At 63.9% G+C, this 26,172-nt stretch carries 24 protein-coding genes and 1 pseudogene; 9 read left to right on the top strand and 16 right to left on the bottom strand.

The genetic code is table 11. The annotated features are described in order from the left end of the window. Positions 1-29: 29 nt before the first annotated feature. The 7 genes from argC to FCK22_RS00920 all read left to right on the top strand — a co-directional run bounded on the left by argC (position 30) and on the right by FCK22_RS00920 (position 6,086). Complete coding sequence (gene argC / locus FCK22_RS00950) at positions 30-1,058, top strand: N-acetyl-gamma-glutamyl-phosphate reductase (protein WP_067260708.1); 1,029 nt, start codon at positions 30-32, stop codon at positions 1,056-1,058. Continuing rightward, positions 1,055-1,498, top strand: a complete 444-nt coding sequence (gene ccmE, locus FCK22_RS00945; protein ID WP_067260705.1) for a cytochrome c maturation protein CcmE — start codon at positions 1,055-1,057, stop codon at positions 1,496-1,498. The genes argC and ccmE overlap by 4 nt, the downstream gene beginning before the upstream one ends. 81 nt (positions 1,499-1,579) lie before the next feature. Then, on the top strand, positions 1,580-2,191 hold the full coding sequence (locus tag FCK22_RS00940) for a holin-associated N-acetylmuramidase (protein ID WP_067260702.1): 612 nt from the start codon (positions 1,580-1,582) through the stop codon (positions 2,189-2,191). Next, entirely contained in the window at positions 2,182-2,757 is a 576-nt protein-coding gene (locus FCK22_RS00935) for a holin family protein (RefSeq protein WP_067260701.1), read from the top strand. The genes FCK22_RS00940 and FCK22_RS00935 overlap by 10 nt, the downstream gene beginning before the upstream one ends. A 74-nt stretch (positions 2,758-2,831) precedes the next feature. Beyond that, entirely contained in the window at positions 2,832-4,796 is a 1,965-nt protein-coding gene (locus tag FCK22_RS00930) for a heme lyase CcmF/NrfE family subunit (protein ID WP_067260698.1), read from the top strand. After that, entirely contained in the window at positions 4,793-5,245 is a 453-nt protein-coding gene (locus tag FCK22_RS00925; protein ID WP_067260697.1) for a cytochrome c-type biogenesis protein, read from the top strand. Before FCK22_RS00930 ends, FCK22_RS00925 begins: the two co-directional genes overlap by 4 nt. Before the next feature lie 67 nt (positions 5,246-5,312). Beyond that, positions 5,313-6,086, top strand: a complete 774-nt coding sequence (locus FCK22_RS00920; protein ID WP_067260694.1) for an enoyl-CoA hydratase-related protein — start codon at positions 5,313-5,315, stop codon at positions 6,084-6,086. A gap of 3 nt (positions 6,087-6,089) precedes the next feature. Here the strand turns inward: FCK22_RS00920 and FCK22_RS00915 are convergent, their stop codons facing one another. From FCK22_RS00915 to gltX, 3 genes are all read right to left on the bottom strand, one after another. Continuing rightward, the gene (locus FCK22_RS00915) at positions 6,090-6,389 is read right to left on the bottom strand and encodes a hypothetical protein (protein WP_067260691.1); all 300 of its coding nucleotides are present in this window, start codon (positions 6,387-6,389) and stop codon (positions 6,090-6,092) included. 471 nt (positions 6,390-6,860) lie between these two features. Beyond that, entirely contained in the window at positions 6,861-8,156 is a 1,296-nt protein-coding gene (locus tag FCK22_RS00910) for a citrate synthase (RefSeq protein ID WP_067260690.1), read from the bottom strand. A gap of 114 nt (positions 8,157-8,270) precedes the next feature. Beyond that, positions 8,271-9,671 (bottom strand): glutamate--tRNA ligase, encoded by a 1,401-nt coding sequence (gltX, locus tag FCK22_RS00905; RefSeq protein WP_067260687.1) that lies wholly within the window; start codon positions 9,669-9,671, stop codon positions 8,271-8,273. A 115-nt stretch (positions 9,672-9,786) separates the two neighbouring features. Here gltX and FCK22_RS00900 point away from each other — a divergent pair, with 115 nt between their 5' ends. After that, positions 9,787-11,814: a ComEC/Rec2 family competence protein gene (locus tag FCK22_RS00900; protein WP_067260683.1), complete on the top strand. Its 2,028-nt coding sequence runs from the start codon at positions 9,787-9,789 to the stop codon at positions 11,812-11,814. Here the strand turns inward: FCK22_RS00900 and lexA are convergent. The 7 genes from lexA to FCK22_RS00865 all read right to left on the bottom strand — a co-directional run bounded on the left by lexA (position 11,808) and on the right by FCK22_RS00865 (position 17,288). Next, positions 11,808-12,503 carry a transcriptional repressor LexA gene (gene lexA / locus FCK22_RS00895; RefSeq protein ID WP_067260680.1) on the bottom strand — a complete coding sequence of 232 codons (696 nt, stop codon included), beginning with the start codon at positions 12,501-12,503 and terminating at the stop codon, positions 11,808-11,810. The genes FCK22_RS00900 and lexA overlap by 7 nt on opposite strands. A gap of 72 nt (positions 12,504-12,575) precedes the next feature. Next, complete coding sequence (gene glp, locus FCK22_RS00890) at positions 12,576-13,748, bottom strand: gephyrin-like molybdotransferase Glp (protein ID WP_067260678.1); 1,173 nt, start codon at positions 13,746-13,748, stop codon at positions 12,576-12,578. Continuing rightward, entirely contained in the window at positions 13,745-14,218 is a 474-nt protein-coding gene (moaC, locus tag FCK22_RS00885; protein ID WP_067260675.1) for a cyclic pyranopterin monophosphate synthase MoaC, read from the bottom strand. Before moaC ends, glp begins: the two co-directional genes overlap by 4 nt. After that, the gene (gene trpC, locus FCK22_RS00880; RefSeq protein ID WP_067260673.1) at positions 14,218-15,030 is read right to left on the bottom strand and encodes an indole-3-glycerol phosphate synthase TrpC; all 813 of its coding nucleotides are present in this window, start codon (positions 15,028-15,030) and stop codon (positions 14,218-14,220) included. Before trpC ends, moaC begins: the two co-directional genes overlap by 1 nt. Before the next feature lie 7 nt (positions 15,031-15,037). Continuing rightward, positions 15,038-15,697 (bottom strand): uracil-DNA glycosylase, encoded by a 660-nt coding sequence (locus FCK22_RS00875; protein WP_067260670.1) that lies wholly within the window; start codon positions 15,695-15,697, stop codon positions 15,038-15,040. Then, entirely contained in the window at positions 15,694-16,710 is a 1,017-nt protein-coding gene (gene trpD, locus FCK22_RS00870) for an anthranilate phosphoribosyltransferase (protein WP_067260666.1), read from the bottom strand. Before trpD ends, FCK22_RS00875 begins: the two co-directional genes overlap by 4 nt. After that, positions 16,707-17,288 carry an aminodeoxychorismate/anthranilate synthase component II gene (locus FCK22_RS00865; RefSeq protein ID WP_067260724.1) on the bottom strand — a complete coding sequence of 194 codons (582 nt, stop codon included), beginning with the start codon at positions 17,286-17,288 and terminating at the stop codon, positions 16,707-16,709. Before FCK22_RS00865 ends, trpD begins: the two co-directional genes overlap by 4 nt. 166 nt (positions 17,289-17,454) lie before the next feature. Here FCK22_RS00865 and FCK22_RS00860 point away from each other — a divergent pair, with 166 nt between their 5' ends. Continuing rightward, on the top strand, positions 17,455-19,014 hold the full coding sequence (locus tag FCK22_RS00860; RefSeq protein WP_067260663.1) for a divergent polysaccharide deacteylase family protein: 1,560 nt from the start codon (positions 17,455-17,457) through the stop codon (positions 19,012-19,014). Positions 19,015-19,038: 24 nt separating this feature from the next. Here the strand turns inward: FCK22_RS00860 and FCK22_RS00855 are convergent. From FCK22_RS00855 to fabI, 6 genes and pseudogenes are all read right to left on the bottom strand, one after another. Further along, positions 19,039-20,077: pseudogene (locus tag FCK22_RS00855) on the bottom strand (succinylglutamate desuccinylase/aspartoacylase family protein). Between the two features lie 2 nt (positions 20,078-20,079). After that, a complete protein-coding gene (trpE, locus tag FCK22_RS00850) occupies positions 20,080-21,591 on the bottom strand; it encodes an anthranilate synthase component I (protein ID WP_067260659.1) in 1,512 nt (503 codons plus the stop codon). Between the two features lie 12 nt (positions 21,592-21,603). Continuing rightward, positions 21,604-23,448, bottom strand: coding sequence for a peptidyl-prolyl cis-trans isomerase (locus FCK22_RS00845; RefSeq protein WP_136720130.1), 1,845 nt, complete (start codon positions 23,446-23,448; stop codon positions 21,604-21,606). Positions 23,449-23,478: 30 nt separating this feature from the next. Further along, positions 23,479-24,660, bottom strand: coding sequence for an aminotransferase (locus tag FCK22_RS00840; RefSeq protein WP_082851955.1), 1,182 nt, complete (start codon positions 24,658-24,660; stop codon positions 23,479-23,481). A gap of 46 nt (positions 24,661-24,706) precedes the next feature. Then, positions 24,707-25,240, bottom strand: a complete 534-nt coding sequence (gpt, locus tag FCK22_RS00835) for a xanthine phosphoribosyltransferase (protein ID WP_067261592.1) — start codon at positions 25,238-25,240, stop codon at positions 24,707-24,709. A gap of 54 nt (positions 25,241-25,294) precedes the next feature. Then, on the bottom strand, positions 25,295-26,101 hold the full coding sequence (gene fabI / locus FCK22_RS00830) for an enoyl-ACP reductase FabI (RefSeq protein WP_067261594.1): 807 nt from the start codon (positions 26,099-26,101) through the stop codon (positions 25,295-25,297). Positions 26,102-26,172 lie beyond the last annotated feature (71 nt).

Genomic DNA, 26,172 nt, shown 5'->3' with positions numbered 1-26,172 from the left:
ACATTTCGTTCCGAACAAGGGGACAGACCATGACCCAGAACATCGCCATTCTTGGCGCCTCCGGCTATACCGGGGCAGAACTCATCCGGCTGATCGCTGGCCATTCCTCTATGCAGATCACGGCTTTGGGCGCGAACTCCAAGGCCGGCCAGACCATGGCCGAGGTCTTTCCGCATCTGCGCCATCTCGATCTGCCCACATTGGTCACGGTTGATGAAATCGACTTTTCCCAGATTGACCTGTGCTTTTGCGCATTGCCGCATAAGACCAGCCAAGAGGTGATCGCGGCGCTGCCGAAAGACCTGAAGATCGTCGATCTCTCCGCCGACTTCCGCCTGCGCGACCCTGAGGATTATGCCAAGTGGTACGGCAATGAACATGCTGCTCTTGAGCAGCAGAAAGAGGCGGTCTACGGCCTCACCGAATTCTACCGCGATGAGATTGCCGCCGCGCGGCTGGTGGCGGGGACGGGCTGCAATGCGGCCACGGGGCAGTTTGCCCTGCGCCCGCTGATCGCGGCGGGGGTGATCGACTTGGACGATATCATTCTGGACCTGAAATGCGCGGTCTCGGGCGCGGGGCGGTCGCTCAAGGAAAACCTGCTGCATGCGGAGTTGAGCGAAGGCTATCACGGCTATGCGCTTGGCAGCACACACCGGCATCTGGGGGAGTTCGATCAGGAGTTTTCGGCCCTCGCCGGGCGGCCCGTGCAGGTGCAGTTCACCCCGCATCTGGTGCCTGCGAACCGCGGCATTCTGGCGACCTGCTATGTCAAAGGTGGCGCGCAGGCGATCTATGAGACAATGCAAAAAGCCTATGCCGATGAACCCTTTATCGAGGTGCTGCCCCTCGGCGAAGCGCCCAGCACGCGGCATGTGCGCGGCTCGAACTTCTGTCATATCGGTGTGGTCGCTGACCGCCAGACCGGGCGGGCGACGGTGGTCGCAGCGCTCGATAACCTGACCAAGGGCTCCAGCGGGCAAGCCTTGCAAAACGCGAACCTGATGCTGGGTCTGCCAGAAACCGAGGGGCTGATGATGGCCCCGCTCTTCCCATGAAGAGCCTCAAGAAACAGCGCCGGATCCAGATCATCGCCGTGGCGGCGGTGGCCTTGGTCCTGTCGACCGCACTGATCGGCTATGCGCTGCGCGACGGGATCAACTATTTCCGCGCCCCGAGCCAAGTCATCGCCGAGCCGCCCGGCCCGACAGAGGTGTTCCGCATCGGCGGGTTGGTTGAAGAAGGGTCGCTGAAGCGCGGGCAGGGGGAGCAGATAAGCTTTGCCGTGACCGATGGCGGGGCCTCTGTCCCGGTGGTTTTTACCGGCGTCTTGCCTGATCTCTTTGAAGAGAACCAAGGCATGGTCGGCACCGGCAGCTATGTCGGCGGCGTGTTTGAAGCCACTGAAATCCTTGCAAAACATGATGAGACCTACATGCCCAAGGAAGTGACGGACGCGCTGAAAGAGCAGGGCGTTTATCGCGAATCCGAAGGCTGACCGCTGCGCAACGCGCGGGGGCGTGAGCATCGGTTAACCAATCCGGCGGAGCCTGTTTGCATGCAGAACAGGAGAGCCGCGATGCAGTCCGTGCGTGAGATCGCCAGCGCCATCGTCGCCCGCGAGGGCGGCTTTGTGAATGACCCCGACGACCCCGGCGGGGCGACGAAATACGGGGTCACGATCTACACCATGCGCCGCTTGGGATTGGACCTGACCGGCGATGGGGCGGTCGATGTGGCGGATGTGCGCCGCCTTGGCCGCACGCAGGCGGTCGATATTTTTGTCCGGCATTACTTCAACGCGCCGCGCATCGCCGAACTGCCCGCACCTTTGCAGCCGAGCGTTTTCGACATGTATGTCAACGCTGGCAGCAACGCGGTGAAAATCCTGCAAAGCCTGCTGCGCGAGATGGGGCAGGACATCACCGTTGACGGGGCGATCGGCCCGCAGACGATCCGCGCCGCCCATGCCGCGTGGCAGGCCGCCCCCGAACATCTGGTCGACGCCTACGGCATCGCGCGGCGCAACTATTACTTCCGCCTTGCCGACCGCCGCCCCGCCAGCCGCAAATACGCGCGCAGCCGGGCAGGCGGCAAGGGGGGTTGGATACGCAGGGCCGAAGAGTTCATCGCGCCGCGGTATCACATGAGCGAGGCCGATTTTGCACGGAGGGTGGCACAATGGGGCTGATCGAACGTATCTTCACGACAATCTTCGGCGGTGAGCGGAACGTCATCCGGGACACGGTCGAAGTGTTCCGCGAGAATGCCGAGGCCGGGGCGCGGCGCGCCCATGCGGTGCAGGGCCAAGCCATGGCGCAATATGGGGCCGAGTTCGCCCAAGCGCGGCAAGGTGGCTTTGATCGCTTCATGGATGGGATCAACCGGCTGCCGCGCCCGATGCTGGCGCTCGGCACGCTCGGCCTGTTCGTCACCGCCATGGTCAACCCGCTGTGGTTCGCCGAACGAATGCAGGGCATCGCCTTGGTGCCCGAGCCGCTTTGGTGGTTGTTGGGGGTGATCGTCTCTTTCTATTTCGGCGCGCGGCAGCAGGTAAAATCGCAGGAGTTTCAGCGTGCCATCGTCGGCACCATCGCGCGGGTGCCGCAGGTGGTCGAGAATATCGAAGCCTTGCGCGAGATGCGCGCCGACAGCCCTCAGGTTGCCGACACCGGTGCCGACAGCCGTCTGGCCCTCGCTGCGGTCGCGCCATCGGAGAATGCGGCCCTTGATGCTTGGCGTCGCAGCCGGGGCTGACTGCGACCGATTGACCATATTTCACGTTTGATTTGCCATGGCTTAGGGGGCTTCGGCCCCCTATAGTCCGGCCCATGATTACAGAGCTTGGACATTTCGCGCTTGTGCTCGCCTTTGGCGTGGCGCTTGTACAGATGGTGGTGCCGATGTGGGGCGCTTGGCGGGGCCGCGCGGGTTGGATGGCGGTGGCCGAGCCGGCGGCGGCGGCGCAATTTATCCTGATCGCCCTGTCCTTTGGCGCGCTGATGTGGGCCTTCGTTACCTCGGATTTCAGCCTGCAACTGGTGGTGGCCAACAGCCATTCCGCCAAGCCGATGCTTTATAAAATCAGCGGCACATGGGGCAATCACGAAGGGTCGATGCTGCTTTGGGTGTTGATCGTGGCGCTTTTCGGGGCGATGGCCGCGTGGTTTGGCGGCAACCTGCCGCCGCGCCTGCGCGCGCGGGTGCTCTCGGTACAGGCGGCGATTGGGGTGGCCTTTCTGGCGTTCATTCTTTTCACCTCGAACCCCTTTCTGCGCATGGGTACGCCGCCCTTTGATGGCCAAGACCTAAACCCGCTTTTGCAAGACCCCGGTTTGGCCTTCCACCCGCCGTTTCTTTATCTCGGCTATGTCGGCCTCAGCATGGCCTTCAGCTTTGCCGTGGCGGCGCTGATTGAAGGGCGCGTGGATGCGGCTTGGGGCCGGTGGGTGCGGCCGTGGACGCTGGCGGCTTGGGTGTTTCTGACCATTGGCATCGCGCTTGGGTCTTGGTGGGCCTATTATGAGCTTGGCTGGGGCGGTTTCTGGTTCTGGGATCCGGTCGAAAACGCGAGTTTCATGCCTTGGCTCTTGGCGGCGGCGCTGCTGCATTCCGCCATCGTGGTCGAGAAACGCGAGAGCCTGAAAAGCTGGACCATCCTGCTGGCGATCCTCGCCTTCGGCTTTTCGCTGATCGGGACTTTCATCGTGCGCTCTGGCCTGCTGACTTCCGTCCATGCCTTCGCCAACGACCCCGAACGCGGGGTCTTTATTCTGGCCATTCTGGGGGTCTTTACCGGTGGGGCGCTGGTGCTCTATTCGCTGCGCGCCTCGGCGCTTGAGGCGAAAGGCGTCTTTGGCCTGCTGAGCCGCGAGACGGCCCTCGTGGTGAACAACCTGCTGCTCGCAGTGGCCTGTTTCGTGGTCTTCGTGGGCACCATGTGGCCGCTGGTGGCCGAGATGTTCCTCGACCGGAAACTCAGCGTCGGGCCGCCGTTCTTTAACGCCGCGTTTACCCCTTTCATGGTAGCGCTTGGGCTGATCCTGCCGATTGGCAGCGCGATGCCATGGAAACGGGCCAAGATCATGCGCGCGCTCTACCCGTTGCGCTATGCCTTCCTGCTGGCACTGGCGCTTGGGGGGCTGGCCTTTGCCATGCAGACCGGGCGCGGCCTGCTGGGGCCTGTGGGCCTGTTCCTCGGGGCGTGGCTGGTGATGGGCACTGTGGTGGATGTGATGCAGCGTCTTGGGCGTGGCCCGGGCAAGCTGCGCCGTTTGCGCCGCCTGCCGCGTGCGGATTGGGGTAAGGCCACCGCGCATGGCGGGCTGGGCGTCACCATGGCCGGGATCGCGGGGCTGATGGCTTGGGCCGTGGACGACATCCGCGTGGCCCGGATCGATGAACCTTTTGACGTGGGCAGCTACACGCTGACCCTGCGGGATGTGAGTGACGTGCGAGGGCCAAACTACCTCAGCACCATGGCCGAGATTACGCTGGCGCAGGACGGCGCGGTGATCTCTACCCTGCGGCCTGAAAAACGGTTCTACCCCGTGGCGCAGATGCCGACGACTGAGGCGGCGATCGACTATAACCTCGCCCGCGACGTCTATGTGGTGATCGGCGATGCGCAGGACGGCGGCGGTTGGGCGGTGCGGACCTATATCAAGCCGATGACCAATTGGATTTGGATCGGCTGCGCGCTCATGGCACTTGGCGGGGTGCTGAGCCTCAGCGACCGGCGCTTCCGGGTCGCGGCGGGTGCGCGCAAGCAACCGGCGGGGGTGCCCGCGGAATGAAACGGCTGCTGCTGATCTTGACCCTGCTCGCCAGCCCCCTCTGGGCGGTGCAGCCTGACGAACTGCTCGACGATCCCGCGTTGGAGGCCCGTGCGCGGGAGTTGAGCCAAGGTCTGCGCTGCCTAGTTTGCCGGAACGAAAGCATTGATGAGAGCAACGCGAGCCTTGCGCGTGACCTGCGCATCTTGCTGCGCGAGCGGCTGGGGGCGGGCGACAGCGATGAGGAGGCGGTGGATTTCATCGTCGACCGATACGGTGAATATGTCCTGCTGAGCCCGCAGGCGACGGGGGCCAATTGGCTGCTTTGGGGGGCAGGGCCGCTGATGCTCTTGCTGGCCGGGGGGCTGGGCGTGATCTATCTGCGCGGCCGCGCCCGCAGCAAAACCCCAAGCGAAGCGCCCCTTTCGGCAGAGGAAGAAGCCCGCCTGCGCGATATTCTTGACCGCTGACGCCCCGTTGCACTGGCAGCGGCACATTGCTTTGATATGCTGCGGCCAAGCAATCGAGGATAGCAAGATGGACTATGAAACGATCACCTATGCGCTGACCGACGATGTCGCGCTGATCACGCTGAACCGCGCCGATAAGATGAACGCGCTCACCACGCAGATGCGGGCGGAGCTGACCCATGCGGTGACCGAAGGTGGGCGCGCGGCGCGGGTCGTGGTTCTGACGGGTGCGGGGCGTGCCTTTTGCTCGGGCCAAGACTTGGCCGACCGGGCGGGCGGCGTGGCCGATCTGGAGAAAACGCTGCGCGAAGAATATGCGCCGCTGCTGCGCGCCATCATCAACTGCCCTGTGCCGACCATCGCCGCCGTGAACGGCCCGGCGGCAGGAGCAGGGGCGAATATCGCGCTGGCCGCCGATGTCGTCTTTGCGAGCGAGAGCGCCTATTTCATGCAGGCTTTCACCCGCATTGGCCTGATCCCCGACGCGGGCGGCACCTATGCGCTGCCGCGGCAAATGGGCATGGCCAAGGCAATGGGGGCGGCCCTCTTCGCCGATAAGATCACCGCCCGTCAGGCTGACGACTGGGGGATGATCTGGCAGGCCGTGCCGGATGCGGAGTTCGATGCCCATTGGCGCGCCAAGGCCGCGCAATTGGCCGCTGGTCCGACCGCTGCCTATGCCGAGGCCAAGAAGGCGATCCGCGCGTCATGGGACAATGGGTTGGAGGATCAACTCTCGCTGGAGGCCCAGGCGCAGGGCCGCTGCGGCAAGTCGCAAGACTTCGCCGAGGGGGTGACGGCCTTTACCCAAAAGCGCAGCCCCAAGTTTCAGGGGCGCTGAGCGCTAGCAGCTTCGCTCAATCAGCAGCACATCGCTGGCCGAAGGTGCCGGGCCATTGGCCCGCGCCACCACCGCCACAGCGACGCCATCCGCCAAAACCGTATGGACCGAGTTCGAGACCTGCGCGATGGTGATGCGCGGCGGGGTCTGGCCCTTGTCATAGACCACGGCGATTTGGTCGCAGTCATGCAATGTATCGGGGACGAGCGCACCCTGAGGGCCGGGAACGTCGTCGGCCTTTGCAGACGTCAGACCGGTGGCGCAGTCCCAGCGAAGCCCTTTGGTCCGGTCCGTTGCGGTCATCCTGCATCCTCTCGTCGCGGCCCGGCTGTACTGCTGGGCGTCTACAATGGGGTGAACGCCGGTCGGACTGCCAAAGAGCGAACCCCTTCGGCAGTGCCGCAATGATGCCCTTCCCACCCCGAAAAGACATCGTGAAGGGAGGCTACCGCCGCGGGGGGAATCCCGTCAAGCGGGGCGGTGGCATTGTCACGAGGTGTGAAACAGTGCCGCAATTTGGCCGTATTTTCGGCTCCGGTGTTTCGTGTCCGGCAAAACGCTTGGAAACATTCACTGATTTTTCACGCCATTGCCGACAGTGCGTTAAAGGGCACCGGTTTTCGCGATTCGGGCGTGCGGAATCAGTCTCCCCACCGGCGGGTTCATTGTTGCCCTAGGGTCAACAACTTCAATCATAGGTATTGTGAGCAGTGGCGGTCGAAACGCGAAACGCCCCGGAAATCCGGGGCGTTTGCATGGTCTCTGAAGGTCGCTTCAGCGGTTCTCGATATCGACGTAATCGCGCTTGTCCTCGCCGAGGTAGAGCTGACGCGGACGGCCGATTTTGAGCTGCGGATCGCTGATCTGCTCTTTCCACTGGGAGATCCAGCCCACGGTCCGCGCTAGCGCGAAGATCGGGGTGAACATCGACGTGGGGAAGCCCATGGCTTCTAGGATGATCCCGGAATAGAAATCCACGTTCGGGAAGAGTTTCTTCTCCGCGAAATACGGATCCTCCAGCGCGGCTTTCTCCAACTCCTTCGCAACCTGAAGGATCGGGTTGTTCTCCACGCCCAGCAGTTCGAGAACCTCGTCGGCGCTTTCCTTCATCACGGTCGCGCGCGGGTCGTGGTTCTTGTAGACGCGGTGGCCAAAGCCCATCAGGCGGAAGGGGTCGTTCTTGTCCTTGGCGCGGGCGATGAACTCAGGGATGCGATCGGGCGTGCCGATTTCCTTGAGCATCTCAAGGCAGGCTTGGTTCGCACCACCATGCGCCGGACCCCAGAGGCAGGCGATGCCAGCGGCTATACAGGCGAAGGGGTTCGCACCGGAAGACGACGCCAAACGCACGGTCGAGGTCGAGGCGTTTTGCTCGTGATCGGCGTGGAGCGTAAAGATCCGGTCCATCGCGCGGCTGAGGATCGGGTTGACCTCATGCTCTTCGGCCGGAACCGCAAAGCACATGCGCAGGAAGTTCGACGCGTAGTCGAGATCGTTGCGCGGATAGACGAAGGGCTGGCCGATGGTGTATTTATAGGCCATCGCCGCGATGGTTGGCATCTTGGCGATCAGGCGGATCGTGGCGACCTCGCGCTGGTGCTCATCGTTGATGTCGGTGCTGTCGTGATAGAAGGCCGACATCGCACCGACCACGCCCACCATGATCGCCATCGGATGCGCATCGCGGCGGAAGCCGCGGAAGAAGTTCATCATCTGCTCGTGCAGCATGGTGTGGTTGGTCACCAGACACTCGAAATCTTCCAACGCCTTGGGGGAGGGCAGCTCACCATAAAGCAGCAGGTAGCAGACTTCGAGGTAATGCGACTTCGACGCCAGTTGTTCGATCGGGTAGCCCCGGTGCAGCAGCACGCCTTTGTCACCGTCAATGAAAGTGATCGTGCTGTCGCAAGCCGCGGTCGAGGTGAAGCCCGGGTCGTAGGTAAAGACACCCGCCTGCGCATAGAGCTTGCGGATATCGACAACATCGGGCCCGTCAGTGGGGCTGTGAATCGGCAGATCGAAGCTTTGATCGTCGATCGTCAGCGTTGCGGTTTTATTGTTATTGGTCATGAAATCCCTTCCCGAATGTAGGCTGCGGAGATGCCCCCGCCGTCTGGGCCTAGCCCCATATGGGGCTGTCCCGTTCAGTTATACCTGCCGCCCAAAGAAGTGGTGAACCAAAACTTAGGCCGCGGCGTCCGTCAGTCGGGCAAGGGTCTCATCGCGCCCCAGCACCAACATCATGTCAAAAACCGATGGGGTGACTGCCCTGCCAGCCAAGGCCGCCCGAAGCGGCCCCGCCAGCTTGCCAAATTTGGTGTCATGCGCGGCAGCAAAGCCGTTCAGTACCTCCTCCAGCGTTTCTTTGTTCCAGCTAGCATTTTGCAATTGCGGCGTCAATTCCGACAGTATGCCACGGGATACCGTATTGAGATTCTTTGCCGCTTTCTCATCTGGGGTGATCGGGCGTTCGGCCAAGACAAAGGTCGCTTTTTCAAGCAGTTCGGGGAATTTCTTCGCGCGATCTTTGAGGCAATACATCGCCCGTTCCAACCCCTCGGCCTGACCTTCGGTCAGCGCAGGCTCTCCTGCCGCTTCAAGATAGGCTTCGATCTCGCGCCGCAGCGCGGCATCATCGGCCTGTGCGATATGCTGACCGCAGAGGTTTTCCAGCTTTTTCAGGTCAAACTGTGCGGGGCTTTTGCGGATCCCGTCCAGATCGAACCATTCCTGCGCCTGTGCGTCGGTAAAGAATTCGTCATCCCCATGGCTCCAGCCCAGACGGGCGAGGTAGTTGCGCATGCCCGCCGCGGGATAGCCCATCACCTGATATTCCTGCGCGCCCAAGGCGCCGTGGCGTTTCGACAGCTTCTTGCCATCCGCGCCGTGAATCAGCGGGATATGCGCCCAGACCGGCACGTCCCAGCCCATCGCCTCATAAATCATCATCTGGCGGGCGGCGTTGTTGAGGTGATCGTCGCCGCGCACGACATGGGTCACGCCCATGTCGTGATCGTCCACCACGACGGCCAGCATATAGACCGGCGTGCCGTCCGAGCGCAGCAGGATCATATCGTCGAGCTGGTCGTTGCGGATTGTAACATCGCCCTGCACCTGATCGCGGATCACGGTGGTGCCTTCCAGCGGCGCCTTGATGCGGATGACATAGGGTGCGTCCGGGTGGCTCGCCGGATCGGCATCGCGCCAAGGGGAGCGATAGAGCGTGCTGCGCCCTTCGGCCTTGGCCGCCTCGCGGAAGGCGGTGATTTCTTCTTGGCTGGCGAAGCACTTATAGGCTTTGCCGGCGGCCAGCAGTTCCTGCGCGACTTCGGCGTGGCGCGGGGCATTCTCGAACTGGCTGACGATCTCGCCATCGTGGTCGAGGCCGAGCCACGACATGCCCTGCAGAATCGCCGCCGTCGCTTCGGGGGTGGAACGGGCGCGGTCGGTGTCTTCGATGCGCAGCAGGAATTTACCCCCCCGGCCACGGGCATAGAGCCAGTTGAACAGGGCGGTCCGCGCCCCGCCGATATGCAGGAACCCGGTGGGAGAAGGGGCGAAACGGGTCACAACAGGGGCGTTCATGGCGGAGGGCCTTTCGGTCAGAGATATGGTGTTCGGAGCGGCGTTTACCAATTGGTAACCATCCCGGTCTTAGGGTTTGACGCCTGTCTACCCAGTGCGATCCGCGGGGGCAAGCATGGGCCTTTGGAACCAGTTTAGCGCCGTGATGCTGCGCCAGCGCGGGCATCTGTTTTGCTGGGTGCCGGTCTGCCTCGCCTTGGGGATCGGCTGGTATTTTTCGCTGCGGGCGGAGCCTTCGGAGGTGATGCTGGCGGCGGGGGCATGTGTCGTGGTCGTGCTGGCGGTCGTCGCGCGGGCGCTGCCCGAGATCACGGCCCCCTTTGCTGTCGGCGCGGCTTTGGTCTTGCTGGGGCTGCTGCTGGCGGCGTTTCGGGCGCATTCGGTGGCGGCCCCAGTTCTCGGCTGGCGTTACTATGGCCCGGTCGAGGGGCGTGTCGTGGCGCTTGACCGAAGCCAGTCCGACGCGGCCCGCGTGACGCTCGATCAGGTCCGGTTGGATCGGGTCCCGCCCGCGCGCACGCCGCCCCGGGTGCGCGTCTCACTCCATTCGACGCTCCCCGGCGCAATTACGCCACGGCCCGGCATGCAGGTGATGACCACGGCGCATCTGTCGCCCCCCGCAGGCCCGGTCGAGCCGGGCGGCTTTGATTTTCAGCGCCATGCTTGGTTTGCCGAATTGGGCGCGGTGGGCTACACCCGCGTGCCGCTCTTGGGCATGGCGGACCCTGTGGAAGGGGGCATCGCGTTGATCCTTTTCCGATTGCGCATGGCCGCCTCCGCGCGGGTGCGCGCCCATCTTTCCGGCGATATCGGCGGTTTCGCCGCCGCCATCACCACCGGTGACCGCAGCGCCATCTCACAAGACGCCCTGCAAGACCTGCGCAGCAGCAATTTGGCGCATCTATTGGCGATCTCGGGCCTGCATATGGGGTTGCTCAGCGGAGTTGTCTTCGGCGCAGCGCGATTGCTTCTCGCGTTGCATCCGGTCACCGCTACCCGTTGGCCAAGCCGAAGCATCGCCGCGGGGGCCGCTCTGATCGCCGCCACCGGATACCTCGCGCTGTCGGGCGGAAATGTCGCGACCGAGCGGGCCTATGTCATGTGCGCCGTGGCGCTATGCGCCCTGATGATCGGGCGGCGGGCAATCTCTCTGCGCGCGGTCGCCATCGCGGGCATCATCGTGCTGACCCTGCGACCCGAGGCGCTAATGGGGCCGGGGTTTCAGATGTCATTCGCCGCGACCACGGCGCTCGTCGCCGTCTTTGGCTGGATCCGCGACTTCGAAGGCGAGGTCATTCCCAAACGCCTCCGCCCCGTTGCCGCGGTGGTGATCTCTTCGACCGTGGCAGGCATCGCCACCGCGCCTATATCGGCCGCGCATTTCAACACGATCGCGCATTATGGATTGGTCGCGAACCTGCTTTCGGTTCCCTTGATGGGGGTCTTGGTTATCCCCGCCGCCGTGCTGGCGGCGATCCTTGCGCCCTTCGGCGGTGAAGGGATACCGCTTTGGGCGATGGGTCTGGGCCTTGAGTGGATCCTATCGGTCGCGGATGTGGTGGCACATCTCCCCGGCGCGCGCAGCTTCGTGCCAGGGCCGGGGGGATGGGTGCTGCCGCTCCTGTCGCTCGGGTTTCTCTGGCTCGTCCTGTGGCAAGGTCATCTACGTTGGTTCGGCCTGCCCGCGATCATGCTGTCTTTCACCCTCTGGCAAGGAACCACACGCCCGGACGTGCTTGTCGCCGACACGGGAACGCTCGTGGGCGTCATGACCCCGGCGGGCAGGGCGCTCAGCAAAGACAAAGCCGCAGGTTTCGTCGCGCGCAATTGGTTGGAGAATGATGGCGACGGCGCGGATCAAGCCTTGGCTGCCCAAAGATGGGCGGGCCGAGAGGAGGGTATCATCCATCTGTCAGGAAAACGCGCGGTCGCCGCCTTTAGCGGCTGCCAGCCCGAGGAGGTCGTGGTTGCGTCCGCCGATATGACGACCGCCCGAAATTGGGGCTGCCAAGTCTACGATCCCTTGCGCCTGCGTGAAACCGGCGCAATCGCGCTGAACAAATCGGCGCAGGGTTGGGAAGTCACCACCGCGAAAGACCGCGCCGGGACGCGTTTATGGAACAGCCGCCAGCAGCGTCAGTAAGTGCGGATCAACCCGACCAGTCGCCCCTGAACCTTCACCTTGTCCGAGGGCAGGACTCGCGTTTCATAGGCGGCGTTGGCGGCTTCCAAAGCGACCGAAGACCCTTGTCTGCGGAAACGCTTCAGTGTCGCTTCCTGATCTTCGACCAAGGCCACCACGATATCGCCATTGTCGGCGACAGAGGTTTCTCGGATCACCACGATATCGCCATCGTTAATACCCGCCTCGATCATCGAGTCGCCGCGCACTTCGAGGGCGTAATGCTCCCCCTGACCAGCGATCATCCCGCCGGGCACCGTGACGCTATGGGAAACTTGGGAGATCGCCTCGATCGGGACACCGGCAGCAATCCGGCCCATGACCGGCACATCGAACGCATGATGCGCCGTGACCGGTTGCGCCGCAGGCGGGGGCGGGGCATCGGGCCGGTCCCCGTCGATCACGCGGGGGGCGAAACCGGGCGCACCGCCAAGGCTTTCGGGCAATTTGACCACTTCGATCGCACGCGCACGGTGGGCAAGGCGCCGGATAAAGCCCCGCTCCTCCAATGCCGTGATCAGCCGGTGGATGCCGGATTTCGACCGCAAGTCGAGGGCCAGTTTCATCTCATCAAAGCTGGGCGGGACGCCGTCGCGCTGCACGCGTTGGTGAATGAAAGAAAGCAGATCGAGTTGTTTTTTGGTCAGCATCGCGCGGCCCCTGAAGCTTTTGTTGCTTTTGTTCTAGGGATGTTCTTGTTTTGTGTCAACCGTGGGTTGGCGTTAAATCAAGATGTACTTTTGCAAATCGCCCGCCTTGCGCGCCGGTTCATTAGGCGGGCGGATCATCAGTGCATCGGCCTGCGCGAGCACGGATAGAAGTGACGAATCCTGCCGATCATCCGGGTAGAGCGCGCCATCCCGAAGATGGGCGCGCATGTAATGCGCACGCGGCCCATTCGGGCCAATCTCGCGTCCAAGGGGGGCTTCGCGCATGACAGCATGTACTTCGGTCAGCCCAAGCATGCGCCGCAGCATGGGCAACACGAAAATCGCACCGCAAACCATTGCAGAAACTGGGTTTCCCGGCAGCCCGATCATCGCGGCATCACCGATCTTGCCTGCCATCAACGGCTTGCCGGGGCGCATCGCGACCTTGTAAAATGATTGCTCCATGCCAAGCTCAGCCGCCACGGGCGCGATGAGGTCATGATCACCCACCGACGCGCCGCCGATGGTGACAATCAAATCAGCGCCACGGGCCAGGGCGAAGGCCTGTTTGAGCGATGCTGTGGTGTCCCGCGCGATGGGCAGCATGCGTACCTCGGCGCCCGCCTCTTCGAACATCGCGGCGAGACCGTAGCTGTTGGAGGCGATAATTTGGTCGGGGCCGGGGTTTTCACCGGGTTGCACCAATTCATCCCCCGTAGCGAGGATTGCGATGATGGGTTTGCGGGTGACAGGCACCTGTCCCACGTTCATGGCGGCGAGCAGTGCCACATCGGCGGGCCGGAGAATGCGCGGGGCGGTTAGGTCTTCGCCTTTGGTGAAGTCTCCGCCAGCGGGGCGAATATTGTCTTTGTCATCAATATGGTGGCCGAGGGTGATAAGGTCGCCGCGCCGGGTCACATCCTCTTGGATCACCACGAAATCGGCGCCTTCGGGCACCGGCGCGCCGGTAAAAATGCGTACGGCTTGCCCGGCCCGCAGCCTGCCCGCGTAAGCATGGCCCGCCGCGGCTTCGCCGACGACCTTGAACATCGCATCCGGTTCGACTTCGGCGCGGCGCAGGGCGTAGCCGTCCATAGAGGAGGCGGCGAAAGGCGGTTGGCTGCGCCGCGCGCGCACGGGCTGCGACAAGACACGGCCATTGGCGCCGCGAAGGGCGACTTCTTCGGTTTCCAGAGGGGCGACAAGGTTCAGGACGGCTTCCAAAGCCGCTTCGACGCTGATCATGTCGCCTCGTAACGGCCTGATTTACCGCCATCTTTCAGAACGACCCGCGTGCCGCCAATCTCCATCGCCTTATCCACGGCTTTGGCCATGTCATAGACGGTGAGGGCGGTGACGGAGGCTGCGGTGAGGGCCTCCATCTCAACCCCGGTTTGACCGGTGGTTTTGACAGTGGCGAGAATTCGGATGCCGGGCAGTGCGGCGTCGGGAGTCAGATCAACGCTGACCTTGGTGATGGGCAAAGGATGGCAAAGCGGGATCAGGTCTGCCGTCCGTTTGGCCGCCATGATCCCGGCAAGCCTTGCGACCCCCAGAACATCCCCCTTTCTTGCGCGCCCTTCAGTAATGATATCAAGGGTTTCCGGCGTCATCTTGATGTAGCTTTCAGCCTTGGCCACCCGCGAAGTCACGGCTTTCTCCGAGACATCGACCATATGGGCGTCGCCCTCGGCGTCGAAATGGGTGAGCGCCATTACATCCCTCCGGGAACAAGCGGGTTGGCGAGCAGATCGCGGGTGGCCTGTTCGACATCTTGCTGGCGCATCAGGCTTTCGCCGATGAGGAAGCAACGTGCGCCGTAGACCGCCATATCGGCAAGATCGGCGGGGGTGTAGAGGCCGGATTCACAAACCAGCATACGGTCGTGGGGGACGGCCTCTGACAGTTGACGCGTCACATCAAGAGAGGTCTCGAAGGTGTTGAGATTGCGGTTATTTATCCCGATCATGCGGCTGTTGAGCTTTTCGGCCCGGGCCAGTTCATCCGCGTCATGAACCTCAATCAGCGCGTCCATGCCCCATTCATCTGCCGCTTGCTCAAGTTCCGCGGCCTGCGCGTCAGAGACGGAGGCCATGATAATCAGGATGCAGTCGGCACCAAGGCTGCGCGCTTCGGCGACCTGATAGGGATCGTAAAGGAAATCTTTGCGCAGGACCGGCAGATCGCATTCGGCGCGGGCTTCAACGAGGAATTCCTTCGCGCCCTGAAAACTCGGGGTGTCGGTAAGGACCGAGAGGCAGGTCGCGCCGCCTGCGGCATAGGCGCGGGCGAGGGCGGCGGGTTCGAAATCTTCGCGGATCAAACCTTTGGAGGGGCTGGCTTTTTTGATCTCGGCGATCAGGCCATAGCCTTCGCGGGAGGCTTTGTGCAAGCTCTGCGCGAAGGGGCGGACTGGCGGGGCCGCGCGGGCCGCGGCCTCGACCTCTGCCTGCGATTTTTCGGCCTTGGCAGCGGCAATTTCGTCCAGCTTATAGGCTTTGATTTTTTCAAGAATTGTGGCGGTCATGGCTTCCTCACGGCTTTGTCCAATGTATGCCGGGCTTGCCTTGGCCCTGCAACCAGTCATTCACGCGGCTGAAGGGGCGTGAGCCGAAGAAGCCGCGCCTTGCCGACAGCGGTGAAGGGTGCGGCGTCTCTATCTTCAGGTTGCGCGCCGGATCGACCTCTGCCGCCGCCTTTTGCGCATGCGCCCCCCAAAGCAGGTAGGCGCGGGGGCGATCAGAAAGACCGTTGAGCACCTGAGCGGTCAACTTTCGCCATCCGAGCCTCGCATGCCCATGCGCGCAGCCCGCCGGAACGGTCAGCACGTTATTGAGCAGCAGAACCCCTTGATCGGCCCAGAACCGCAGATCCGGGTCTTGCGGTGATGCGCCAAGATCGGCGTCTAACTCTTTGAAGATATTGGCAAGGGAGCGGGGAATGGGGCGCACATCCGGCTCGGCCGAAAAGGCATAGCCATGGGCGTGGCCGGGTGTCGGATAGGGGTCTTGGCCAAGGATCACCACCTCCACAGCCGCTGGTTGCAGATGCTCAAGTGCTGCGAATATCTGCGGGGCGGGCGGTAGGACCACCCTCGTTTCTGCGGCAAGCTGCTCGGCAATACGCGGCCAATCCTCGGCAAAAAAGGGCAGCTCGGCCCATGCGCCGAGGGCAGTGAGGCTGGGTAGCGTCATGCCGACTGGCTGATCTGCGCCACTTTTTCGATCCGCTCGCGCGCAGCGCCACTGTCGATGCTTTCGCGGGCCATCTCAACGCCGGTTTTCAGATCTGGGGCCACATCGGCCACCACCAAAGCAGAGGCCGCGTTCAGCAGCACCGCGTCGCGGTAGCCTGATGGAACTCCGTCAAGGAGCGCCTTGAAATGTTTGGTGTTTTCGGCGGGCTCACCCCCGGCGATGGCCTCGAACGGATGGACCGGAAGGCCCGCGTCTTCGGGGTGCAATTCGCGCAGGTTGACGACACCGTCTTCCAGTGCTGCGACCCAGCTGACACCGGTGATGGTCAACTCATCCGTGCCGTCCGAGCCGTGCACCAGCCATGCTTTTTCCGAACCAAGTTGTTTCAGCGTCAGCGCCATCGGTTCGATCAGCTGGCGCGTATAGGCGCCGGTCAACTGCCGTTTGACCCCTGCCGGATTGGTCAGCGGCCCAAGGATGTTAAAGATCGTGCGGGTGCCAAGTTCGGACCGGGTCGGCATGACATGGGCGACGGCGGGGTGATGCATGGGCGCCATCATGAAACCGATACCGGCCTCGGCCAATTCACGCTCGACCACCGCGGGGCCGACCATGACGTTGATCCCCAGTTGCGACAGCGCGTCGGAAGCACCCGATTTCGAGCTGAGGTTGCGGTTGCCATGTTTCGCCACGACAGCGCCCGCGCCTGCGGCCACGAAGGCGGCGGCGGTCGAGATGTTCAGCGTGCCCTTGCCGTCACCGCCGGTACCAACGATGTCGATCGCGCCTTCGGGCGCATGCACAGGGTTGCATTTGCTGCGCATGACCTTTGCCGCGGCGGCATATTCGGTGACCGTCTCGCCGCGCGTGCGCAGCGCCATGAGGAAACCGCCGATCTGGCTGGGGGTCGCTTCGCCCTCGAACAGAATTTCAAAGGCTTCAACGGCCTGATCCGAGGTCAGCGGCCCGTTCGCGGCGGCATCAAGCAGGGGTTTCAACGCGCTACTCATGCCGGGACCTTCATCTCGTTCAGGAAGTTTTGCAGCAGGGCGTGGCCATGCTCGGACCGGATCGATTCCGGGTGGAATTGCACGCCGTGTAGCGGCAACTCGCGGTGTTGCAGGCCCATGATGGTGCCGTCTTCAAGCGCTGCGGTAATCTCAAGGCAGTCGGGCAAGCTCGCGCGTTCGACCACCAGCGAGTGATAGCGCGTGGCCCCGAAGGGCGAGGGGAGGCCGGCGAAAACCCCGCGCCCGTCGTGCTGCATCTGGCCCAGTTTGCCATGCACGATATCATCCGCACGCACGACCTTACCGCCGAAGGCTTGGCCCAGCGTCTGATGGCCAAGGCAGACCCCCAGAAGCGGCACGCGCGCGGCGGCGGCGGCATGGGTCAGCTCTAGGCAAATTCCCGCTTGGTCGGGGTCACAGGGGCCGGGAGACAGCAGGATACCGGCGGGGTTCATGGCCATCGCTTCGTCCACGCTGAGCGCGTCGTTGCGGTGCACCTGCACATCCGCCCCGAGGCTGCCCAGATAGTGGACCAAGTTATAGGTAAAGCTGTCGTAGTTATCGATGAGCAGCAGCACAGGCAGGCATTTCTTTGTATTAGGACTGGAGAAACCGCGCCGGAGCGCGGTATAGGTTTTCGCATACATGTTCAGGCTTGAACCCCATCGTCAAGAGTTTGGGGCAAGCCAATTGAGGGGAACGCCGGGCTTTCTGGCCATGGCGCAGACAGCAGGAGTAGCGCAGATGGCACGCGGAGTTCTGAGCGGGCTGATTTGGGGCGGTGTGGCAAGCATCGGTGTGGCCGGTGCGGTGTCGCTGATGATGCCTTTGCCGCTGCCGCCGCAGGTGGGCGATGCGCCCGGATCCGGCCCCGCCCCGGCGCGGATCAACGTGACGGATGCAGGCGAGCAGGGGCGCAGCCGCGATACCGCGCCGGTGTTGAACGCCCCCGCGCCGCGCGCGGATGTGCCGCAGCAAGACAGCCTCGCCGCGCTCGACCCCGACACACAGACCTCGGCCAGCCTGCCAGAGACCGGCGGTGCCGAGGGGCTCAGCACCCCCGCGGCCCCCGAGGGGCAGACGCCGATGTCGCCCGGCGCGGAAGAGCCTGTCATGCCCAATCCGCAGGCCACGGCGCCGGATGCGCCGCCCGCGGCGGATGAGCTTTCGATCAGCACCGAACCCGCGCAGCCGCCCGCGCCGGATGTGGCGGATATCGAAGGGGCCTTTGACGCGCCGCAGGGCATGGCCGCGCCGGAGGTCGAAGAGGAGGAGGCGATCACCCTGCCTGCGGAGGAGGTCGTGATCGAAGAGCCGGAGGTTGAAGCCGATGCGCTTGAAGACGCGCCCCGCGGTGAGGCGGAGGCCGCTGAGGCTGACCTGTCTTCCCCGGTGCCTGAGCCGGAGAGCATCGAGGGGGCAAGCCCCGCGCCGCTGGAAGAGACGGAGGTTGCCGAAGCCACCCCAGAGCCTGCTGAAACTGAAGCCGACAATCGCCCGGCCATCGGCACACCAGCGACCAGCCTGACCGAGCGAGATACAGGCGTCGTGATCAACCGCCCCGGCGCAGAGGTGGTGGCAGAGCCCGCTGAAGCTGACGAAATCGTGAATGAAGACCCGCGCCCCGTGGTGGTCAACAGCCTCGCGAGCGACCTGCAGGAGGGCAAGCCGCTGATGAGCGTGGTGCTGATCGATGATGGCACCTCGGTCACCGCAGGCAGCGCCGGGTTGGCCGCATTGCGCAGCTTTCCCTATCCGCTGAGTTTCGCCGTCGATAGCACCCTGCCGGACGCCGCCGAGCGGGTGGAAACCTACCGCGAGGCAGGGTTCGAGGTTTTGGCCATGGTCGACCTGCCGCAGGGCGCGCAGCCCAGCGATGCCGAGACCACATTTGGCGCAACGCTCGACCAGATCGGCCCGGTGGTGGGGGTGTTGGAAGGCACCGAAAGCGGCTTCCAAGGCAGCCGCGCGCTGGCCGATCAGGTGACCGATATCCTCGCGCAATCCGGCCACGGGCTGGTGACGCAGGACAAGGGGCTTAACACCATGCCCAAGCTGGCCCGCAAGGCGGGTGTGCCTGCCGATCCGGTGTTTCGCGATTTTGACAGCAAGGAGCAATCCGCGCGGGTGATCCGGCGTTTTCTGGATCAAGCGGCTTTCAAAGCGGGGCAGGAGGGCGCGGTGATCATGCTGGGCCGCCTGCGGCCCGATACCGTCTCCGCCCTGCTGCTCTGGGGGCTGCAAGACCGGGCGAGCGATGTGGCCTTGGTCCCGATCTCGGCGGTGCTGCTGCGCGAGGAGTGACTCCGCGCGGGGCGGGGGTTGACGTTAGATAATCTCGTCCTCGTCGAAGAGCGGGTCTTCCTCCAACTGGCTGGCGAGTTCGTCCACCGTCGCCTCCGCCGCGCGGGGGCTAAGTTTGGCAAGGTGAAAGACAGCATCGCCTTCGTTAACGATGGGCAGCATCGCCCGCCCGATGAGGATGCCGGGCGCATCGGCCAGAAGCTCGGCCTCCTCCTTGCCGAAAGGGTCTGAGACGATGGCCAGAAGATCGCCTCCGGCGACGGTTTCCCCCTCGGCCCGGAAGGTGCGCAGCAGGCCACCTGCGGGGGCGCGCAGCCAATGGGAAGCGGTGCAGATATAGGGTGCACTGCGGGCGCGGGCGATGCCCTTGGCGGGCAGCATGTCTTGGCCGCGCATGACGCGCAGGATGCCCGCAAGACCCGCACGTACGGCCATCTCGTCAAAGCGCAGCCCTTCGCCCGCCTCGTAAAGCAGGATCGGCGTGCCTTGTTTCGCGGCGACCGCGCGCAGCGATCCGTCGCGCAGGGGGGAGGTCAGCACCACCGGCGCGCCGAAATCCAGCGCCATTTTCTGGGTCACCTTATCCGCCGGAGAGACGCGCACCTGCGGCAGGTTGGTGCGGTGAATCGCCGCCGAATGCAGGTCGATGCCGAAGTCGCAGCGCAGCACCACCTCTTGCAAAAAGATATGCGCCAGTCGCGCGCCGAGGCTGCCGGTGGGCGAACCGGGGAAGCAGCGATTCAGATCGCGTCGGTCGGGCAGGTAGCGCGAGCGGTTCAGGAAGCCGAAGGAGTTCACGACAGGCACGACAATGAGCGTGCCGCGCAGCGCCGAGAGTTGCGGCGCGCGCAACAGGCGGCGCAGGATCTCCACGCCGATCACCTCATCCCCATGCACTGCTGCTGAGACGAACATCGTCGGCCCGGCGTTTGCCGTGGAAGATTTCCAGCGACAGATGCACCGGCGTGTGATCGGGCAGGATCGAAACGGGCAGATCAACGGCAAGGCTGCTGCCGGGGGCGACGGAATGCCCCGCGATCTGGAAAGGCGCGCGGGGGGCCATGGTCAGCCGTTGCCCTTGCCACCGAAACGCGATGCATCCGCAGCCGCGCGGCGGATCGCGCCGGATTTATGCACGGTTTCCATGAACTCGGCCTCGGGGTCGCTGTCATAGACCACGCCGCCGCCTGCTTGGATATAGAGGGTCTCGTCCTTCACCACAGCGGTGCGCAGGGCGATGCACATGTCCATGTCGCCGCCCGCGCTGAAATAGCCCACGCCGCCGCCATAGACGCCGCGCTTCTCGGGTTCCAACTCGTCGATGATCTCCATCGCGCGGACCTTTGGCGCGCCGGAAACGGTGCCCGCAGGCATGCCCGCAAAGAAGGCGTCGAGTGCGTCCTTGCCCTCTTTCAACTCGCCCACCACGTTGGAGACGATGTGCATGACGTGGCTGTAGCGCTCGACGATGAACTCTTCCGTCGGGCGCACGCTGCCGATCTTGGCGACCCGGCCCACGTCGTTGCGGCCCAGATCCAGCAGCATCAGGTGTTCTGCCAACTCCTTGGGGTCGCTAAGCAAATCGGCTTCTAGCGCGCGATCCTCCTCCGGGGTGGCGCCGCGTTTTCGGGTGCCTGCGATGGGTCGGATGGTCACTTCGTTGCCGAAGACCCGGACGAGGATCTCGGGGCTGGCGCCGACCACATGGAAGCCGCCGAAGTTGAAATAGAACATGAAGGGCGAGGGGTTGGTGCGCCGCAGGCTGCGGTAGAGCGCGAAGGGCGGTTGGGTGAAACCTTGGGCCCACCGCTGGCTTGGCACCACCTGAAAGATATCGCCCGCCTTGATATAGTCGCGCGCCTTCTCCACGGCGGATTTATAGGCATCGCGGGTGAAATTGCTGACCGGCTCCGGCGCGTCTTCGGCCTCTCCCAAATCGCGGGAGGTTTGTGGCATGGCGCGTTCCAGATCGCGCACGGCGTCCATCACCCGCTCGGCGGCTTGGGCATAGGCCGCGCGGGCGGTTTGGCCCTCGGACACCCAAGCGGGGGAGACGATGGTGACCTCGCCTTTCACCCCGTCGAGGACTGCGACCACCGAAGGGCGCACCATCACCGCGTCGGGCAGGCACAGAGGGTCGGGGTTCACATTGGGCAGATGTTCCACCAGCCGGATCATGTCATAGCCGAGGTAGCCGAATAGCCCGGCGGCGGCTTGCGGCAGATCGTCGGGCAGGGTGATCCGCGATTCCGCGATCACGTCGCGCAGACGGTCCAGCGGGTCACCGGGCATATCCTCAAAGGCATCGGCATCATAGCGCGCCGCACGGTTGAGCGCGGAGGTCTCGCCCCGGCAGCGCCAGATCAGGTCGGGTTTCATGCCGATGATCGAATACCGCCCGCGCACATCGCCGCCGGTGACGGATTCTAGCACAAAGGCATTCTCCGCCGCGCCGGTGAGTTTCAGCATCAAGGACACAGGCGTGTCGAGATCGGCGGCAAGGCGGGTGTAGACGATCTGATTCTCGCCCGCCTCATAGGCGCGGGCGAAACTATCGAAATCAGGGGTCAGGGCCATCAAAATTGCCTATCAGGGAAAGTTCACATGCACGGCATTGATCGCGCGCTGGTCGATCTGGGGATCGGCGTCGCGCATGACGGCATTGCTGTAGATATCGAAAAGATTTTGAGCCAGCGCCTGATCCAACTGCTGCGAGAGGCGGTCCATCAGCGCTTGGGTCTGGTCGTCTTCGCCTGCCGGTGTCACGGCATCAAGGCGCAGAACCACGACGCTATCGCCTGCGGGCAGGACGGCCACGCCGCCTTCGTCGAGGTCAAAGACCTGATCCATGAAATCGTCCGGCGTGCCGTCGACATAGGAGCTGCGGGTCAGCCCTTCGCCAAGCTGCGGCGTGAGACCGGCGGCCTCGAATCCCTCTTCTTCGGCCAGCGTCTCGGTCAGGCTCTCAGCCTTTTCCGTCAGCGCCTCGACGATCTGGGCGTCGCGCCATGCGGCCTCGACCGCGTCGCGGGCCGCTTCGAAAGGTTCAGGGCGCGCGTCCTTGGTTTCATCCAGACGCATGGCAAAGATGCCACCGTCTTCGAGTTGATCGATCTGCGGGAAGTCATTGGCGCTCAGCCCCGCGGCGGCCTCGCGGAAGGCGCCATAGGCGGCGATGCCCTCGCTGCTGTCTTGGGTCCAGTCGATGGTGCCGAGGCGCATCTTGGTCTCTTGGGCCAAGTCTTCGAGCGTGGCACCCCCGGCAAGCTGGTCGTCAATCTCTTGCGCGCGGGCTTCGACGGCGCGGGTGGCGCGGGAGATGGCGAGGGTCTCTTCCAGCTCGTCACGGGCCTCTTCGAAAGGCACATGCTGCGCGGGGAGGATGGCGTTCACACGGAACAGGGCCGGCCCGAGCGAGCTGGGCAGCGGGCCTACGATGTCACCGCTTTCGGCGGCAAAGACCGCATCGCCTGCGTCATCAAGATCGGATTTCGCGACATCGCCCAGATCGACATCCGCCAAGGCCAAGCCGCGCTCTTCGACCAGCGCCTCGAAAGTGGTGCCGTCGACCTCAAGCGCTGCGGCGGCGCGATCTGCGGCCTCCTGATCGGCAAAGACCAGACGTTCGACCAAACGCCGCTCGGGCTGGTCGTATTCGTTGCGGCGGGCGTCATATTCGGCGCGCAGTTCTTCTTCGGGCACTTCGACTTCGTCCAGCAGGTCTTCGGGCGCGAGCCAAGCGAAGGTGATGCTTTTGCTGGCGGGCAGCATGAAGTCATCGGTGTTGGCGTCGTAATAGGCGCGCAATTCGTCTTCGGTGGCGGCGGGCAAGGGCGCGTCGAGGTCATCCTCGCTCAGCCGTGCCCAAGTGAAGCTGCGCTCTTCGGCGACGTAATCGACCAGCGTGCGGGCATAGGTGTCGGGCATGGAGACGCCGCCCAGAATGGCGCGTTGCAGCAGGCCACGCGCGGCTTCTTCGCGGATCGAGCGTTCGAACTCGGCTTCGCTCATCCCGCTTTGCTGAAGGGCAAAGCGATAGCCTTCGCGGTCAAAGTTGCCGTCGATCCCTTGGAAGGCCGAGATTGCCACGATCTCATCGCGCAGGGTGGCGTCACCGATGGAGATGCCCATTTCGTCGGCCTCATGGTCCAGCGCGCGGTTGCGCACGATCCGTTGCAGCACGGCCCGGTCCAGCCCCATCTCTTGGGCGCGGGCAAAGGGCAGGCTCTCCCCTGTCTGCGCTTCGATTGCGCGGATTTCCTGCTGCAACTGGCGGGCATATTGATCGACCGAGATCGACTTGTCGCCCACGGTGCCGATGCTGCGCAGATTGCCGCTGAGGTTGATCGCGCCAAAGCCGCCCAGACCCAAGATCAAAAGGGCCATCAAGGCCCAGACGGCGGTTTTCGAAAAGCTGAAGCCCTTTTTGGCCATGACACGGTCCCTCGTTGATTTCGGACCTGTCTATGCGTTGCGTGGCAGGGCTGCAAGCCTGTCGAAAAGCACCTTTAGACCGGCGGCGTCGAGGTTGGCAAAGGCGATGCGCAACTGGCTTTCACCGCGGGCGTCACCCTCGGGCTGGAACATCGTGCCGGGCAGGCAGAGTACGCCTGCGTCACGCACCAGATCGCGCGCCAGATCAGCCGAGGAAACGCTGAAAGGGTGGCGCATATAGGCGAAGTAGCCGCCCAGACCCAGAAGCTCCCAGCCCAGCGGTTCGAGCTTGGGCATCAGGTCGGCAATGGCCGCGCGGCGCGACAGGATTTCCTCGCGTTCTTCGGCAAGCCATGCGCTGAGGTTCTGCATCCCCCAAAGCGCGCCGTGTTGGCCGATCTGCGCGGGGCAGATGGCGACGGTGTCGAGGAATTTCTCGACCTCGGCCAGACGCTTGCGGCTGGCGATCAGCGCGCCGACGCGGTGGCCGGTCAGACGGTAGGCCTTGGAGAAGGAATAGAGGTGGATGAGCGTGTCATGCCAATCGGGGTCGCGGAACAGCGCGTGTGGCGCGCCGGGGCGGCTGTGGAAGTCGCGGTAGGTCTCATCAAGGATCAGCGCAATGCCGTGGCGACGGGCCAGTTCGAAGAACTCCTGCACCAGCGCCGCGGGATATTCCACGCCGCCGGGGTTGTTGGGCGTGACCAGCGCGATGGCCCGGGTGCGCGGGGTGATGGATGCCGCGGCCTTCTCGGGGTCGGGCAGCATGTCGGCCTCGACGGGCAGCGGCACCGCGGTGACGCCGCTCATGTCGAGCCACATCTTGTGATTGAAGTACCACGGCGTCGGGATGATGACCTCGTCGCCCTCGCCGCAGAGCGTGGCGATGGCGGCGGCAAAGGCTTGGTTGCAGCCGGAGGTGATGCAGACCTGTTCGTCGGTCACCACGCCCGCGTATTTCTCGGCCGTCTGCCGCGCCAGTTCGGCGCGCAATTCGGGCAGGCCAAGTACCGGCCCGTAGAGATGCGCCTCATCGTTGTTCAGCGTGACCTCGGCCATCGCCCGGCGTAGCCCTTCGGGGGGCGGATCGACGGGCGCGGCTTGGCTGACATTGATCAGCGGTCGGTCGGGCGGGAAGTCGACCCCGTCGAGCCAGCGCCGCGCCTCCATCACCGGGGGGAAGAACGTGGTGGCGGTGCGCGGAAGCGTCATGGGGGTATCCGGTCAGATAGGGGCAGGGCAGGTGGCGCGGGGCCGGTCAGTCCTTGCCGCGGTAGGGTTCGACATATTGCAGGGCCATGTCCCATGGGAAGAAGATCCATGTGTCCTGGCTCACGCCGGTGATGAAGGTATCGACCTGCGGCTCGCCCTCGGGCTTGGCATAGACGGTGGCGAAATGCGCCTGCGGGTAGAGTTCGCGTACCAGTTCGATGGTCTTGCCGCTGTCGACCAGATCATCGACGATCAGGATGCCGGTGCCGTCGCCCATCATCTCGGCGTCGGGGGATTTCAGCACCTTCGCCTCGCGGCGCTGGTCGGCGGCCCCGCCGCCCGAGTGGTAGGACATGACCGAGATCGTATCGACGGTGCGGATGTCGAGTTCGCGCGCGACGATCATCGCGGGCGCCATGCCGCCGCGGGTGATCGCCACCACGGCACGCCAAGCGCCATCGTCGGGGCCCAGACCGTCGAGCCGCCACGCCAGCGCGCGGCTGTCGCGGTGGATCTGATCCCAGGAGATGTGAAAGCCCTTTTCATGGGGCAGGCGCGAGGCGTCCTTGGATTTGGTCATGGTGGTCCTTTGCAGCAGCTGGCGCGGGCACCCGCGCGAATTAATTTGGGCGGCTTATTCCTTGGACATGTCGGGCGCGTCAACCGCCTTCATGCCGACGACGTGATAGCCCGCGTCGACATGCAGGTTCTCGCCCGTGGTGCCGCTGCCCAGATCCGACAGCAAAAACAGCGCGGCCTTGCCCACGTCCTCGGTGGTCACGTTGCGGCGCAGGGGCGAGTTGTACTCGTTCCATTTCATGATGTAGCGGAAATCGCCGATGCCGGAAGCCGCCAGCGTCTTGATCGGCCCCGCCGAGATCGCGTTGACGCGGATGCCGTCCTTGCCCAGATCCTCGGCGAGGTATTTAACACTCGCCTCCAGCGCCGCCTTGGCCACACCCATGACATTGTAATGCGGCATCACCTTCTCGGCGCCGTAATAGGTCAGCGTCAGCGCGCTGGCCCCGGGCGACATCATCTTCTCGGCGCGCTGCATCACAGCGGTGAAGGAGTAGACGGAGATGTCCATCGACATGGCGAAATTGCCGCGGCTGGTGTCGACGTAGCGGCCACGCAGCTCGCCCTTGTCGGAAAAGCCGATGGCGTGAACGATGAAATCCAGCTCACCCCAACGTTCTTTCAGGCTTTCGAAAAGCGCGTCGATCGATGCTTCATCGCCCACGTCGCAGGGCAGAACGATGTCGCTGCCAAGCTGCTCGGCCAGCGGGCCGACGCGTTTCTTCAGCGCTTCGCCTTGGTAGGAAAAAGCAAGCTCCGCCCCCGCATCGGCCAGCGCCTTGGCCACGCCCCATGCGATGGATTTGTCATTCGCCAGCCCCATGATGAGCCCGCGCTTGCCCTGCATCAGTTCGTTTCCCATTCCGCCGCCTTGTCTATGTTCTTGTCTATGTTCCGTTGAGGTTGTCTTGGTCTAGGCGATTGCAGCGCTAC

This window comes from Sulfitobacter sp. 15WGC (genome assembly GCF_005068605.1).
GTDB lineage: Bacteria > Pseudomonadota > Alphaproteobacteria > Rhodobacterales > Rhodobacteraceae > Sulfitobacter > Sulfitobacter faviae.
Note: the sequence above shows the minus strand (reverse complement) of the source record. Positions and strands in the feature narration are given on the sequence as shown.